Genomic DNA, 15,909 nt, shown 5'->3' on the forward strand with positions numbered 1-15,909 from the left:
ACAGAGGTGACGCTTAGGCCGTAACGCGAACACGAAACAGATCAGTAAACAACTTGGCAATCATCAAAATGATCATAATGTTTACCAGCATGAGCAATGGTGTTTCAATTCGATACGCTGGGGTTAAATTGAGCGCTCCTGATGTCAAGACAACCAATAAGTTAATACCTAGAATTCTGTGTACCATCAGTTTTGGTGTGGAAAATACCTTCCAAATTACGATGATGTTGATGAAGTAGAATAGCCCAAGCTGCCAAAGCTCGGTCATCATTGGCATTATGAAAATGTATTGCAATAGAATCACCGTGCCAGTGCCTATCACACCAAAAAATGCATCTTTAATAATGCTTGGTGGCATAGTAGGAACGATTGAAGAGAACACGCCTGCTAGCATCGGAAAAATGAAACCTCCGGGTACGGGCAGATAAATCCAGATCAACAAAGAAGTGACGAACATGGATACACCTTGCAATACCTTTCTGCCGTCTTCATTCAAATGCTGGATAAACGTTCGATGCTCGTGATGCCAAACTGTGTTTTTCTCTCTTTGCATGACACAAGCAACGTGACCAATGAGCGAAGTACTTGGATTTCTAATATCAAAGCTTTGAAGTTGCTGCGTTAGCGTTGGCCAATCGATCTCACGACTTTGCGATTTATCTGCTTGTTCTAGCAATCGGTCTTGGATTTGTGCCATCTCATTTAAACGCGCACGCCATAGCTGACGATGTTCTTTCAAGTGGTAGCTGCCAGTAAGTGGTAAGCCGACCAGTTGGAACAACTTTTCTATGTTGGCGCTGTTGGTCTCAAGAGCTTCAATATCTATATCATTGGGCGATTTCATAGCGTTAAGCATCGCCTCTCTGCTGGTCTCAAAACGTTGAATGAAGTTTTGTTCTGTACTGACTGGCCAGACTAATCGGTACACAACAGAAAACGTGATCACACCAAGAATCGTCTCTTGCATGCGAAGAACAGCGAAGTGGAACGTTGCTTGACTATCAAATCCTCCCATACATGCGATGATGGAGCACACAGCAAAACCGATAGAGAACACATAACCATACTTTTCGTCGCTCGACATAAAAATGCACGCACCTAAAAACAAGGTGAAGAAGGTGAGAAACAAAAAGCGATCTTGAGAAAACGTCGTGATGAGGAAAAAGGCATAACCGATGCCAAGGAGGGTTCCTAATAAGCGATTATGACCTTTGTTTATTGAGTGAGCGAAGCTTTCATTTAATGCCATTACCGCGACTGCGATCGCTGCCCAATACGGTTTCTCCCATTGAAACCATAAGGCAAGGCAGATCGCGATAACGATAGACAGCGCAGCTTTGATTGCTTCTTTGGTTGAGGCATTAAACATACATTCCACCGCATTATTGTTTGATGATTTTGATAGAGGCCGTCATACCAACACGTAGTTGAAAATCTTTCGGTAAGTGATCTAATTTAACTTTAATTGGAATGCGTTGAGCTAAGCGTATCCACTGAAAGTTAGGGTTCACATTGGGCAAAAGATCGTTACCAGTACTACCATCTTGCTTCGCAATGCCGTAGCCAATGCTTTTGATTTTGCCTTCCAGCACAGCTTCATTGTGCATCATTAAGGTCACGTAGGCTTTATCTTGTGGATCAACGCCAACTAAATCCGTTTCTTTGAAATATCCTTCGATCCAAAAGCTGTCTTCATCAATCAAAGCCACGATTGGGGAGTTAGCGACGACTTGAGAGCCGACGCGTAAGTTCAAATTAGTGATATAACCATTCGTTGGCGCATAAACTTTTGTGTAATCAAGGTTTAGCTTGGCTTCTTCAACATTGGCTTTCGCGAGCTCTACGTTGGCAACGGCTGTCTCCACCGCATTGTCTAGGTTATTCAATGTCAGTACAGGTACAGCGCCAGGTGTGCGCTTTTCTAACTTAAGTGCTCGCTGCTCTTCATTTTTGGCCTTTGCTAGTAATGCAATGGCTTGCTTTTGAGCTGCTAGCGCTTTGTGGTACGCCGCTTTATAGATGCTTGGGTCAATCTCAAACAGCAAATCGCCTTGTTTCACTTGCGAATTGTCTTCAACGTAGACTTGGATGATTTGTCCTGTCACGCGGGGGGTTATAGAAACGATGTGCGCGCTAACTTGGCCATCTCTAGTCCATGGGTTGTCAGTGTATGATTGGTAGTAGCTGAAAATCACGGTGCCAGCTGAACACAGTAGTAGCAGTGTGATGAGATAACGTTTTATCACGGAATTTGCCTCAAAATATGTTAATGAATCGACCAATAACGCCAGTAAAAATCACAATTAGGCTTAGCTCAGCGAGCGCGGGAAATGCAACGTATTTGTGGAGCCCCAGTTTTGTTGCAACGGTTCCAACCAAAATGGTGAGCATGTAAGCCAATGCAATAACCAGCAACAAGGGAGGGAAGTAAGCTTCGCCCCACACAAGTTCATGTGGCATTGAGTTCATGGTGTTTTTCTCTATTAACTTGATGAATGTAAAGATAAGGCAAGTGATGGCATCAGTGATAATCGCTTTTGTAGGATCTAATCCATCAAGAGAAAGGTGTCATGCGCTATATAGAGGGAATAGCGCAACAAAGTAGCTTTTTGGACAGTGAACATAAAAATAAATTTATTTTCCAATTTATTTGATGCTCATTTAAGACCACTAAGTTATTAAATTTTCGACAATTATTGTTCAATGTTTGCTTTTGAATATGCGAAGTGATGGTTTCATCCTTCAAATGGGATTACGAGTTGTGAGGTTTTGTTTCTAATATTCGCTTCGAAGCAAACGAGATGCTTTTTAAATTAAATAATCCAACAAATATGAGTGACAGATTATTCGTTAGATTATTTGAGTTCTATATTTATTAGTAAGAGTAAAATTGTCATGGAAATTATTTCTAACCTTTTTGACATGGCACCATTTGTTGCTCTCTTTATTACGCTCTCTCTCGGTTATATGGTAGGTAAAATTACCATTGGTCGATTTGTTCTTGGCGGTGTTGCGGGAACATTATTAATGGGTGTAATTATTGGGCAATTTGGTGTTCATATTGATCCCGGCGTAAAAAGCATTTTCTTTGCGCTCTTTATTTACGCAGTAGGGTATCAAGGTGGTGCGCAGTTCTTCAAAGCACTGAACTTTAGAACCATCAACATTCTACTTTCCGCTGTAGTGATGACGGTGTCTGGCCTGCTTTGTGTACTAGCAGCAGCTTGGATGTTCGATCTAGACAGAGGTACGGCAGCAGGCCTTGCAGCTGGTGGTTTGACTCAATCGGCAATCATCGGTACAGCGGGTGATGCGATCGCACGTCTTGGTGGTGTGACAGAAGAAGCGAAGCACCTAATGCAGACCAACGTCGCAGTAGGCTACGCAGTTACGTACATCTTTGGTTCGCTTGGTCCAATTCTGATGGTGACATGGGTATTCCCAACACTGATGAAGTGGGATATCCGAGCAGAAGCGATTGCTCTAGAAGAGAAAAACTCAAATGGTAAGCGTGATTTAGCGCCGGGTGAGTTCAACGCTGTCACAGCGCTGGTTACACGAGCATTTAAAGTGAGCAAAGATGGTGGGCTAGCAGGCAAAACCTTAGCTCAGTTAAACCAACACGCTCTGGCTGCTTGTATTGAATTGATTCAACGCGATGGCAAAGTGCTAGACGTGGACAAATTCACAGCACTGAAAGAAGGGGATGTCATTGTTGTAACAGGCCGCCGTAATGCAGTACATCAGCTGCAAGATGATTTGGCTGACAACGAGATTGCACTTCCAGAAGGCTATGAAGTTATAGAAGAAAACCGTCAACTGATCGCAGACAACCGCAAACTGATTGGTAAGTCGCTGCAAGAGATTAAAGAGGCTTCGAACCAAGGCTCTATGCGCGGTATTTATGTGACAGACTATATTCGTGAAGGCAACTCAATTGAAATGACGCCGGATCTTGTGGTGAAGAAAAACGACGTCATCCAGCTTACAGGTACCGCAAAAGACATCAATCGCGTTGAGAAAAACATTGGTCAGCGAATGGGCTCAGCAAACGTGACTGACTTAGTCGTGCTTGGTATGGGCATGGTGGTTGGCCTATTAATTGGTCTAATCAGTTTTAAGATTGCTGGTATTCCCGTCACTATCGGTTCTGGTGCAGGTTGTTTGATCTCAGGTTTGATTGTCGGTTGGTTGCGTAGCCGCAATCCGCATGTTGCTCAGTTTCCTGTGGGTGCCGCAAACTTTATTCGAGATTTCGGTTTGGCAGCATTTGTAGGCATTGTTGGCCTTGAGGCTGGCCCTCAAGCGGTCGACACCATCAAAGAACACGGTATGTCTCTGTTGTTCCTTGGCATGGGTGTAACGATTATCCCTCAGATTATTTCGTTCTTCTTCTCATATTTTGTATTGAAGATTAAGAACCCGGTTGAAGCACTTGGCTGTGTGACAGGTGGACGAAGTGCGAACCCAGCATTCGCGGCTTTAATGGAAAAAACAGGTAACGCAACGCCAGTATTCTCATTCACTGTGACTTATGCAGTCGCCAATGTACTGCTTACCCTATGGGGTCCAATTATTGTCGGCATTATTACTTTAAACGCAGGCATGTAATTTAAATAAATTCGAACACGCTTATCGCCTAATTAAATAGGCGGTAGGGGAAGTATTATCCAAATTTTACTAAATAATAGATTCAGGTAAATATTATGACTACGCAAAACACAACAATTGATTTTTCAAAATTTGCAGATTTAAGCCCATTTGAATTAAAAGATAAACTAATTGAAGTGGCACAAACTGTTCCTGACCGCGCGTTATTAGATGCAGGTCGTGGTAATCCTAATTTTCTTGCGACACTACCACGTAAAGCGTTCATTCGTTTGGGTGAGTTCGCAATATTGGAAGCCGAGCGCACTTATTCATACCTAGATGGTGGTTTCGGTGGCATTCCAGATGGTGTGGGCATTGTTGAACGCTTCGATACGTTTGCAAGCAAGAATAAACAAGACCAAGGCGTACAGTTCTTGGAAAAGTCGCTGAGCTACGCAAAAGACCGTTTGGGTCTAGAGAAACAAGCATTCTTGAATGAACTGGTTAACGCATACCTTGCATGTAACTACCCAGTGCCACCACGTATGTTGACGAACATCGAAACCGTTGTGAAGCAATACATTGCAGAAGAGATGTACGGCCCAATGCCAATGACAACAGACTTCGATCTGTTTGCAACGGAAGGCGGTACGGCGTCTATGACGTACACGTTCCAAACTATGTTCAACAACGGTTTATTGAAGAAAGGTGACAAGGTTGCGCTAATCACTCCAATCTTTACGCCGTACCTAGAGATTCCAGAACTGAGTGAATACAAACTGGAAATCGTTGAACTACGTCTGGATGAGACAACATGGCAACTGCCGATGTCTGAAATCGAAAAGCTTGCAGATACAGGCATCAAACTGCTTTGTGTTGTTAACCCAGCAAACCCAGCGTCTGTGAAGTTCTCGGATGAAACTCTGGATAACCTATCAAACTTCGTGAACAACGAACGTAGCGACCTGTTCATTGTGACTGACGATGTATACGGCACATTTGCGGACGACTTTGTCTCACTGTTCGCGAAACTTCCATACAACACGCTTTGTGTTTACTCGTTCTCTAAGTACTTCGGTGCAACAGGCTGGCGTTTAGGCTCGATTGCGATTCAACACAACAACGTGTTTGACGATGCAATGCGCAGCCTTCCTGAAGCGCGTCAACTTGAGTTGGACGATCGTTACAAAACACTGACTCCGGAACCTCGTGAGATTAAGTTTATTGACCGTATCGTAGCAGACAGCCGCAGCGTAGCGCTTAACCACACAGCAGGTTTGTCTCTTCCTCAACAAGTTCAAATGGCGCTGTTCTCTTTGAACTGCTTGATGGACTCGGAACAAAACTACAAAGAAGCATGTAAACGCATCATCCGCGAGCGTTACAAAACTCTGTACAAAAACATGGGTGTAGAAATTGAAGAAAACAAAGATCGTGTGGACTACTACACACTGCTTGAGCTCGACACTCTGGGCGGCAAATTGTACGGACCAGCATTCGTTGAATGGTTCAAAGCGAGCGAGAAGGGCAAAGACTTCCTGTTCCGCCTTGCACATGAAACCGGCGTTATCCTACTTCCAGGCCAAGGCTTCGATGTAGTGCATGCATCAGTTCGAGTTTCGCTAGCAAACCTTACTCACCACGAATACGAGCTTATCGGTCGTGCAACACGCAAAGTGTTGGATGAGTACTTTGCTGAATTCCAAGGCTAATGAATCCAGCCTGATTAAGAATAAGCCTCGGCGTTGTCGAGGCTATTCCGACCAAATAAGCACAGTGTACGTCATTGTGTTTATTTAGTCGCCAAGCTAACAAACTTCTCAATTAAGAGTGACTTATGAAAAGTATTATTTCTATTCAATCTCATGTGGTTTATGGCCACGCCGGAAACAGTTCTGCAGTCTTCCCAATGCAGAGAATGGGCCTCGAAGTATGGCCAATTCACACGGTTCAGTTTTCAAATCACACTCAGTACCAGCAAGGTTGGACTGGACAGAAGTTTGGGGCAGATGAAATTCATTCTCTAATGAGAGGCTTAGATAACATTGAGAAGTTAGGCGAATGTGGCGCGATACTGTCCGGTTATCAAGGCAGCGCAGAGCAATGTCTAGCGGTGGCCGAAGCGGTAAGTTTAGTCAAATCGCGTAACCATAGTGCACTTTATGTGTGTGACCCAGTTATGGGTGATCCAGACAAAGGTTGCATTGTGGCAGACGGTGTCAAAGAAGCGATAAGCCATAGCTTGTTGCCCATCGCTGATGTGATTGTTCCTAACCAGTTTGAACTGAGCGAGTTAACAGGTGTGAAAATTGACTCTCTTTATGATGCGGTCACTGCATGTAAAAAAGCCTTAGAGTTAGGACCGAAAATGGTATTGGTGAAACATCTGCATGCTCTAACAGATGACGCCTTCAGTATGATTTTAGCGACGCCGAAAGCAAGCTATTTGGCCCAACGCCCTAGTGTTGAATTTGCTATGCAGCCAGTCGGTGTCGGTGATTTAATTTCTGCGATTTTTACCTCTTGTTTGGTGAAGAAGATGTCTCCTGTCGCAGCCTTTCGTCATACACATAACGCCGTTTACGGTGTATTGGAGATCACCAAAGGCTATGGCACATGGGAGCTACAGACGATCAATGCCCAATACGAATTTGTCGAACCGACGCATGAGTTCAACGTCGTGAAAATTGCTTAGCGCAGTACCTAATTAACGGAGAAGCGTAAAGTTAGCATATAGAAACTTGGCATAATTGCTTTGATGGATAGCATCCTACAATCGCGATTATGGGGTTTAGCCGTGCCTAGCTATAGTAACTCCACACAACGAAACGGACTTCATTTTGACCCAATTAACTTCAAACTGAGTCTCTGGTCATACGCCAGAGAACATTAAATGAGACTGATTATGAATCGTTTAATTTCCTCTGGTGTGACGGTTGCACTTTCGCTGCTGATAGTAGCTTGTAGTTCACCTCATACGCTGGATGTTCGTGTTTCTCAAAGCAACTATAAAGATGTCGAGATCGCGAGTTCGACACCAAATGAGCCACTTCGAATGTGGGCCAATGAAGCGCCGGATTTTCTCTACTCAGCGCACAATCAAACCACACCGATCAAAGTAGAGGGTGAACAGCTCAATATTTTGGCCTTATCGGGTGGTGGCGTAAACGGCGCATACGGGGCCGGCGTTTTGATGGGGCTACAGGAAAAGGGGGAGCTAAAAGATTATGCCATCATTACTGGAGTCAGTGCGGGTGCCCTAATCGCTCCTTTTGTTTTCATTGGCGGTGATGCGATGCCAAAGATGAAAGAAGTCATGCTCAACATCAATGATAAGAATATTTTGGGTAAGAAGAACTTCTTAAATACCTTGTTTAAGGACGCGTTTACCGATGGTGAGAACCTCTATGATTTCATCGCAGACGCTTACCCTGAGCCCATGATCGAGGCGATGGCTCAGCAACACCGCAATGGTAAACGCCTCTTTATTGGCAGTACCCATTTTGATTCAGGCGAACTGGTGATTTGGAATATTGGTGCGATTGCGAACAGTGATTTAGCGGACAAATCTGAACTTATTTACAAGGTGCTTGCTGCGAGCGCATCGATCCCTGGTGTTTTCCCTCCACAATTTATCGATGTTGAACATGATGGAGAAACACTTGAGGAGTTACACGTAGATGGCGGTCTCGCAGCGCAGGTGTTCTTTAATCCGTCTAACTTCAACTATCAACAAATCTCAGATGCTTTGGGGTTAGAAAAAGCGCCTCAGTTGGATGTGATTCGCAATGGTGCGTTAAAAGCGCCGTATCGTCCACTAAAAGACAAAGGTTTGGACTTGGTATCGAAGAGTGTCTCAAGCCTTACGCTAGCGCAAACTCGTGGTGATCTCTATCGAATGAAATACATCAGTGAAATCAACGATATCGAGATGCAGTTTACCTACATTGATCAAGATTTCAGATACGCCAAAGTAACGAAAGATATGTTCGATCACCGCTACTTGCTGACGATTTACGAATATGGATTCAAAAAAGCCACCCAAGGGCAACTTTGGGTAACTGAACTCCCTTAATACAGGAAAACGATACAATGAAAAAAGCCGTTCTTACACTCATGATGCTTACCGCTTCCGCGACTGCATTCGCCCAAAGTGGAGCCCATCTTGACCAGCAAAAAGTGGATAGTGACATGCAGCAACTGTCTGCAATCAAAGAAGAAGGTGCAGCCTTTATTATGATTGACGAGAACTCGAGTTACGTGGCGATCGAGTTCGTGGGAAAGTGGGAAGAGATCAACAACTATGTGTCACACAAAGAAGCGAAACAACGTAAATTGGAAAAAGTGAACAAGCAGTTCGTGTACTCTCAGGTCGGTGAAACGTTGGAGTCACTTGAGCAAAAAGTCGTTGACCACATTTACGCTGATCAACCTAAATATTTCAGTGTCGATGTCTACCGCGATTACCATGGTGACTCAGGAGAATTCAACTATTTAGCTCGTGTCGTTGAGTACAACTAAGTTAGAGAAAACCTACTGAAGCTAGTAGGTTTTTTTGTGTCGTCGAGAAGGAATTCAAACGCAGATTGTTTCCGTTACCAAGTAGCAATTCTACGATCTTGTGGTAATTTAATTAGATAACTCTAAAAAGTAAGCACAACCTATGAATTTTAGTTTTGAACAACTTCTCGCGTTCGTAACCGTTTATGAACAGCTTTCGTTTAGTAAGGCGGCGGTCAAACTCAATAAGCACCGAACCACAATAGGGCAGGTGATTACCAATCTTGAAGACCAACTGGCGGTCAACCTGTTTGAGCGAGTGGGGCGCTCGGTAGAACCGACAGAAGATGGTCATCTTCTTTACCACTATGCTAAGCAAACCATCGAACAAGCACGTACTTTCGATAAAGTCGCATTAAGTCTAGCTTACGGTGGGTTAGAGAATGTTAGTATCGCCTATTCAAGCGCTATACCACACCGTTTTCTTGTATTGCTTCGTATTCAATTAGCAGCAGATTTTCCGATGATGCGAGTTAACTTTCTTGTTCGTAATCGCAACGAAATTAAAGAGGGTTTACAGAATGGTGATTATCAATTCGGTATTGTCAATGTGCATGATAGTAGAGCAATACATAGTCTGGATGCGACGTTTTTAGGTCATTTTGAATTTGTTCCTTTCGTCCAGAAAGGTGGTGAACTCGCTTCTATGGCACCAGATCGAGTATTGACAGCCTTGAGGAATAGTAAACAATTTGTACTGCGGTCTCTTATTGAAGAGGGAATGGGCGAAAAAGTCATCGTAAGTTCGAACCATGAAGAGGTCGACCAATTGGCCCTTGTAGTGAAAATGGTTGAAGCAGGTTTAGGATGGGCGATTCTCCCCAGAACGTTTGCCCATTCGGAGTTTTCTAATAATCATATAGAGCCAGTGGAAGCTTCTGAATTATTGGAAGGTTTTAAGTTTGGTTTTGGCCTATGGTGCCAACCCTCTAAGCAAGTCGGTGATGTAAAAAATTCAATCATGAAGGTCGTTACAGAATACCGAGAGAAAATAATCCGTGATATGACTTAGCGGCGACATGTATCCTGCTCATCCCTATCAACAACAAAACTCAATGTGAGTCTTGTTTTTTTGTGTCTGAAAAACGTTATCGCTCTAGCGAAGAGCTAATGTCTATTGGAAGGATATGACCCTCTATATGAGAGTATGGAATCCATACTTTTTGGCTTAATCTAACCTCGCTCAATGGGTAAGCCCAGAGCAAAAAGTGTTTTTACCATATGTCCGCTGCAAGGACGCAGATTTTCAGCCGGGTTTAGTTACCCGGCTTTTTTTATAGTAATAAAAAATGTCAGCTGTCACCCCAAGCTCTCTGTTACAACTGGCTTGTTACTTCGCTTAGCAATCCAGTACGCAACGCTACCCCAAAGCACGGTGAGTGCCCAAAGCGCCGTCCAATGTGGAGCGACTTGTTGCCAGGTTGCCCCCATTTGGTTTAGCGCTAAGAAAGCTTTTATCGCCCAAGTGCTTGGGCTTAAATCAGCAATCCATAATAAGGGAGTAGGTATGGCTTCAATTGGCCAAATAAAACCAGCCAAGAAAATGAGCGGCATAGAGCTCACTAAGACGACTAAGGTGACAAGTTCACGCCGAGGTAATAAGTAACCTAGCCAGAAGCCTAGTCCGCAACAACCTAAAAGGAACGGGAACAACATAGCCAACAATTCGCCCGCATTGGCGATATGGTTTACGTTTAAGCGTTCGAAGCTAAAACCAAAATAATAGGCGCCGAGTAAATAATAAATTGCCACAAATACTAACGTTCTCACAAGCAGCAGCGATCCCGTTGATACTTGTGACCAATAGCCACGACCATGACGCTGTGTTCCCGTTTGTAATCCAACCGCCATGATCAACGTTTGTTGTAAAATCAGAACAAATACTGCCGGCACTACGTATTCGATGTAACCCATGGTTGGGTTGAACGTCGGCTTCATATTAAGCTTGATAGCAGAGTAATTATGGCTAGCCATACTCATGGGCACACCATCTATCACCATTTTACTGACTTTCACTTGTGCCCCTAATGTGCCTCCAGCTTGGGCCAATCCTTCTACCACGGTTCCGTACACGAGAAAATACGAGGCGTCCGCAGCGTAGGCTAGAGTCGGGCTTTTACCTAGCATTAGGTCTTTGTAAAAGTGTTCCGGTATGACTAAAAAACCGGTGATCTCTCGTTGTAAAAATGCTTGCTTTGCATCGGCAATCGTATGAAGTCGAGTGACTACGTTGACTTGCGGAGTGGCATCAACCATACGTTCCAGCTTTAAACTCGTCTGACTACCATCTAGATTAACAATCGCGATTGGTTGTTCACGAGGCGTTTGTTGTGCATAAGGCAAAGGGTATAAAAACGAGTAAAATACGACACCACCAAACACGGTCAACGTAACGACTGGATTGGTTAGAACGGCCTTGAGTTCCGCTTTAATCAGTTGCCACAATGTCATACCGCCTCCTTCGCTTGGCGTGTTGATGAATCTGTTCGATGTTTACCCATCAAGGCTGCGGTAATGAGCAGGGGCACAACGTAACCAATCATAGGCCATAGCGAGCTTAAAGATTGTGCGGCCGATGCTCCATAGTTTGCTTGACTCACTTGTACTTCAATGTAATGGGTAATCGGCAATAATGAACGCCATGCATAAGCGAGCGTGTTCATGTCAGAAACTGGGAATGTAATTCCCATGAACGCGAAACTTGGAGCCGTAAACGCGCCAGCAAAACTCATCGCACGTGCAGGATCCATCGACAAGAAGAAGAACAACGCTCCCATAATGATACAGGCGATAACCGTCGCCAATTGTGCTAGTAGCATAACCACAAAACTGCCTTCCATTGGCCAATCAAGCACGGAATAAAACCAGTACAAGAACAACGCACCTTGCGCCATAAAGACCGGAATGTACTGACTTAATAGGGTAGTGAGCCTGGCGTATGGCTTTTCGCCCAAAAATGCAAAGCCATTCTTTCCACCATAAATGCGAAAGTGCGCGGCAAGAATCAAAATAGTGCTTACTACAATACATATTTGCCAAATGGCTGGCACGATAGCCGTTACCAAAAATTGTGCGTAGTTATTGTTACGGTTAAATAATGCGGTTATTTGTGTCGACACTGGTACAGCCTGTCCAGCCGCTGCTAACGTTGTGGTGTTACCCTTAGCCAAGTTTCCCATTACTTCAACCTGAGCGTCGAAATAGCCTTGTGCTTGCGCAACGGCAGAGTTGATCAGTTTCGCTACCAAAATGTACTGACTGTTGTAAAAGACAGAAAGTTGAGGTTGGCGGTGCTGGAGAATATCTTGGTCGAACTTAGATGGGATGACCGCGTAAGCGTAGATATCGCCTTCAATTATCGCATTTTTTGCTTCGCTTGCACTGGTGTAGTGATAGTTAACAGCCAGACTCGACGACGCATCCAAAGATTGAATGAGCTTTCGAGATAGTTGGGAATGTTGTAGATCAACCACACCGATTGGCAGATCCCGGGCAATGCCCGCAGAGAACACTCCCCAAATCATCATCGCGAGCAAAATCGGTATCCAAGTAAGGCACGAAAGCAACCACTTGTCTCGTCGTAAGATATGCCGCTGTGAAATCTTAATCGTCATAGCATTAACCTAGTGGTTGTGATTAAAGTTCAACGACAACACTCATTCCCATACGCAGTTCAGGTTCGGGTTGAGCTGGACGAGCTTCTACTTCAAAGGTACGAAGATCAAAACCTTGAGAAGCATCGGTTGCTCTCCACGTTGCAAAGTCACCCATAACGGCAACATGCGTTACTTTGAACTCAACATTTTTATTTAAGGCAGGCAAATAGGCATCAAAGGTTGCTCCTTTTTTAAAGTGTTGAAGGTAATCTTCACGCACATTCAGTGTCGCCCAGGCATCTTCTGTATCTATCACAGTAACTACTGGGAAGCCCTGAGGTGCTAATTCACCACTTTGAAGCAGAACTTGAGAGACTTCGCCGTCGAACCAGCTGTAGATCTGAGTATCTTTCGCATACGCTTCTACTTCGGCTACGGCACCTGATGCCATGCGCGCTTTTTCCGCCGCAGCCACTTTGGTTTCACTTCTAGCGCCTTCTTTTGCCATTTCATACATTTGAAACGCAGCACTTTCTGTGTATTTCGCTGCTTGCCACTGAGTTAAAGCTTCATCGCGTTTTTGTTCTGCAACCACGCCATCGTTATAAAGGTTATTCACACGATTGTAGGTTTTTTCCATTAAATTCGCAGCGGCTTTGGCTTTCATCCACTGATCTTTTGCTGCTTGGATTTGTTGCTCACGTGCGCCTTTCTCAGCTTCTTGAGCTAAGGCGTCCGCCGCTTTTTCACCTGCTTTTGCTTGTTCTAACTTCGCTTCAATTTCAGGACTATGAAGGGTAAAAATAAGCTGACCTTTCTCTACATCGTCGCCTTTACGTACCATGACCTCATCAATACGCCCTGGAACTTTTGAGGAAATACTGTATTGCTGGGCTTCAATTAATCCCTGTAAGCGGATCGGTTCCGGTTGATAGGCTTGGTAAAATTGATACCCAACCCAAGAGGCAACACCCAAAGCACAAAGTGAGAGTAAAACGGGTTTTAGTGATTTAGCTGCCATGATTTATTTCACCTCTTTGGATGTTGAAGCAGGGATATAAGCGGTATTTTGATATTGTTCGAAGCTGTTCATTTCACTGCTCAATGCGAGTAGCTTGGTTAAAGATATTAAATAGCGGAAACGCGCCGCTGAACGCTGTGTTTCTATACTCGCGACATAAAGTTGTGCATCCACAACATCCAGAGAAGACGACAGACCCTGAGTAAATGCTTTTTCACGCAAGCGCAGGTTTTCGTTAGCGAGTTCAATGCTAGATGCGAGCCCTTGTACTTCATCAATGGCTTGCTGAGCCTCCAAGTATGTCTTTTGGACTAACAGCGATAAGTCTTGTTTGGCTTGGGACTTTAATGAGTCGACCTGCGAGACGACGCTTTGAGCGGCTTTGACTTTTTCGCTTCGCCCTGATGATTCAATCAGTGGAATGCTGACACCAACACCAACTAACCAGTCAGGCTTCATTTGGCTTGCGAGAGAATCGTCTTCATACAAGCTGTAGTCGCCGTAAAGATAAACTTCAGGGTAGTATTTCCCTTTTTCTGCTTTGATTAAGCTAGAGGCTTGTTTGTGTTTAGCGCTCAGAAGTTCTAACCCCGGATAGGTAAGCAGCGTTTGATCGACAAAAGCGCTAAGAGGGGGAAGACTGTCGTTGATAAACAAAGATTCAGCGGGCTCTACGGCATCATCTTGCGCGAGTAATTTACCTAATGCAGCCTGAGCGATACTCAAATCGCTGGCTGCTTTACGTGTTTCTACAGATGCTTTATCTAAAGAAGCCTCTGCTTGCAGGCGCTCAACGTGCGCGATTTGTCCTTGCTCTTCAAGCTTAATGGCAAAATCTCGATGCTTTTTTAGCCCAGCTTCAACCGCTTGCCGCGTTGCGAGTACTTCCTTTGCCAGTACGACAGAAAAGTAGTACTTCGATAAATCTTCAAAACGCGCTTGTTGTTCCATTAAAAGCTGACTTTTCGCCTCATCCGTTTTGCCTTCTGCTGCTGATTGAGCCGCAGAAATTCGACCACCAGTAAAAATTGGCCAAATGGCACGAATAGACGAAGAGAAAATATCGCGCTCGGTTATGGTCGAAGTGGTATTAGCTAAGGCACCAAAAATAGGCTGAAAAGCAGGAGGTACGTTAATGTGTACTCCTGTGCTGTCTAGGATCTGTTTTCCCGACAGCGTGATATCGGTATCTAAACGCGTGTAATTCGCGCCAATAGTAACCTGAGGTAAGTTGAGATTGCTGGTGGCACTCTCTTGGTATTGGTAGTTCTCGACGTTTGAGCGTTGAGCTTTGAGAGAATAGTTGTTTTCTAGCAATAGCTGCCATGCGGTATCAAAAGTGATCGGTGCCGCATGACAGGCAAGGGAAATCGAGCTGCTAAGTAAGCCCAGTATCCAAACCTTTCCTGTTTTTTTCATAATGGCTGCTTTGTCGTAGAGTATTAGCTCTAATATAAAGGATTCGTAACTGCGTGTTAAGTAGGAGGGAAAATTGGGCAGTAGTATGCGCCCAGTTATATTTGTGCTGGGCGCGGGAGATGTTACAAATTTATTTCGTATATGGACAGTGAAACTCTGCTCTCCACTCGAGCTGACGAGAACCTCGCATCGTATTCAATAGATCTTTTCCGCTCATTTGAGGGAATGATAACAGGACTTTGAGATCAGAAGTACCGCCTCCGTTTTTTTCATAAGCCCTGACGTGTGTAAATGTTGAATACATATTCTCTGACAGCATCGCCTTATTCAGGCATATTCCAAAGGTATCGCGTTCCATGTTTGGTGTTCCTTCTAACTATAAATGCACCTCTGTTTATAGTTTTCCAGTTTTCAGATGGTGTCTAAGTGTTTGTCATATAGTCAGTATTTGTGTTTTGTTTTATTTTTGTCCAAACCACTGACATCAATGTTGAGCTTTTAATAGACTTCCAGCTTCACTGCTTTCAAACCGAAACTCTCATTGGTTTCGTTGATTAAAAATTATACGTTGTAAAGTCTAAAAACGCCTCAAAAACCGCTAAAATCGATGTGATCGCGATCATGATTTTAAGGGCAATTTATGTATGGAATTGAGTATCAGAGAGGAATGCTAAATTTGGTGAATGGTTGTAATTTTATGTTTCAGCTCGTCGATTAATTAAC

Annotated in this window: 14 protein-coding genes; 6 read left to right on the plus strand and 8 right to left on the minus strand. The window is 44.1% G+C overall.

Going from position 1 to position 15,909, the window contains the following annotated elements; translation table 11 throughout:
* Positions 1-13: 13 nt before the first annotated feature.
* Genes UQW94_RS14140 through UQW94_RS14150 form a run of 3 tightly spaced genes read right to left on the minus strand, consistent with a single transcriptional unit; the run spans position 14 to position 2,469 of the window.
* The gene (locus UQW94_RS14140) at positions 14-1,369 is read right to left on the minus strand and encodes an FUSC family protein (RefSeq protein ID WP_318133773.1); all 1,356 of its coding nucleotides are present in this window, start codon (positions 1,367-1,369) and stop codon (positions 14-16) included.
* 13 nt (positions 1,370-1,382) lie between these two features.
* A complete protein-coding gene (locus tag UQW94_RS14145) occupies positions 1,383-2,246 on the minus strand; it encodes an HlyD family secretion protein (protein ID WP_322142311.1) in 864 nt (287 codons plus the stop codon).
* A 10-nt stretch (positions 2,247-2,256) separates the two neighbouring features.
* The gene (locus UQW94_RS14150) at positions 2,257-2,469 is read right to left on the minus strand and encodes a DUF1656 domain-containing protein (RefSeq protein WP_322142312.1); all 213 of its coding nucleotides are present in this window, start codon (positions 2,467-2,469) and stop codon (positions 2,257-2,259) included.
* Positions 2,470-2,895: 426 nt separating this feature from the next.
* On the opposite strand from UQW94_RS14150, the gene aspT reads away from it, so the two are divergent.
* The 6 genes from aspT to UQW94_RS14180 all read left to right on the plus strand — a co-directional run bounded on the left by aspT (position 2,896) and on the right by UQW94_RS14180 (position 10,162).
* Positions 2,896-4,611 carry an aspartate-alanine antiporter gene (gene aspT / locus UQW94_RS14155; RefSeq protein WP_322142313.1) on the plus strand — a complete coding sequence of 572 codons (1,716 nt, stop codon included), beginning with the start codon at positions 2,896-2,898 and terminating at the stop codon, positions 4,609-4,611.
* Between the two features lie 95 nt (positions 4,612-4,706).
* A complete protein-coding gene (locus UQW94_RS14160; protein ID WP_322142314.1) occupies positions 4,707-6,302 on the plus strand; it encodes a bifunctional aspartate transaminase/aspartate 4-decarboxylase in 1,596 nt (531 codons plus the stop codon).
* 125 nt (positions 6,303-6,427) lie between these two features.
* Positions 6,428-7,285, plus strand: coding sequence for a pyridoxal kinase PdxY (gene pdxY / locus UQW94_RS14165; protein WP_151514840.1), 858 nt, complete (start codon positions 6,428-6,430; stop codon positions 7,283-7,285).
* Positions 7,286-7,495: 210 nt separating this feature from the next.
* Entirely contained in the window at positions 7,496-8,665 is a 1,170-nt protein-coding gene (locus tag UQW94_RS14170; RefSeq protein WP_017634571.1) for a patatin-like phospholipase family protein, read from the plus strand.
* 17 nt (positions 8,666-8,682) lie between these two features.
* A complete protein-coding gene (locus UQW94_RS14175; protein ID WP_322142315.1) occupies positions 8,683-9,111 on the plus strand; it encodes a hypothetical protein in 429 nt (142 codons plus the stop codon).
* A gap of 142 nt (positions 9,112-9,253) precedes the next feature.
* A complete protein-coding gene (locus UQW94_RS14180) occupies positions 9,254-10,162 on the plus strand; it encodes a LysR family transcriptional regulator (RefSeq protein ID WP_017634569.1) in 909 nt (302 codons plus the stop codon).
* A 287-nt stretch (positions 10,163-10,449) separates the two neighbouring features.
* On the opposite strand, the gene UQW94_RS14185 is transcribed toward UQW94_RS14180, so the two are convergent.
* The 5 genes from UQW94_RS14185 to UQW94_RS14205 form a co-directional block, all read right to left on the minus strand.
* The gene (locus UQW94_RS14185) at positions 10,450-11,601 is read right to left on the minus strand and encodes an ABC transporter permease (RefSeq protein WP_104975370.1); all 1,152 of its coding nucleotides are present in this window, start codon (positions 11,599-11,601) and stop codon (positions 10,450-10,452) included.
* Complete coding sequence (locus UQW94_RS14190; RefSeq protein ID WP_322142316.1) at positions 11,598-12,764, minus strand: ABC transporter permease; 1,167 nt, start codon at positions 12,762-12,764, stop codon at positions 11,598-11,600. The genes UQW94_RS14185 and UQW94_RS14190 overlap by 4 nt, the downstream gene beginning before the upstream one ends.
* 22 nt (positions 12,765-12,786) lie before the next feature.
* Complete coding sequence (locus UQW94_RS14195; protein ID WP_005377122.1) at positions 12,787-13,767, minus strand: HlyD family secretion protein; 981 nt, start codon at positions 13,765-13,767, stop codon at positions 12,787-12,789.
* 3 nt (positions 13,768-13,770) lie between these two features.
* On the minus strand, positions 13,771-15,186 hold the full coding sequence (locus UQW94_RS14200) for a TolC family protein (RefSeq protein WP_238958990.1): 1,416 nt from the start codon (positions 15,184-15,186) through the stop codon (positions 13,771-13,773).
* A 130-nt stretch (positions 15,187-15,316) separates the two neighbouring features.
* Complete coding sequence (locus tag UQW94_RS14205; protein ID WP_005377125.1) at positions 15,317-15,544, minus strand: hypothetical protein; 228 nt, start codon at positions 15,542-15,544, stop codon at positions 15,317-15,319.
* Positions 15,545-15,909: the final 365 nt, after the last annotated feature.

The sequence above is a fragment of the Vibrio sp. PBL-C16 genome (assembly GCF_034321865.1).
GTDB classification, from domain to species: domain Bacteria; phylum Pseudomonadota; class Gammaproteobacteria; order Enterobacterales; family Vibrionaceae; genus Vibrio; species Vibrio alginolyticus.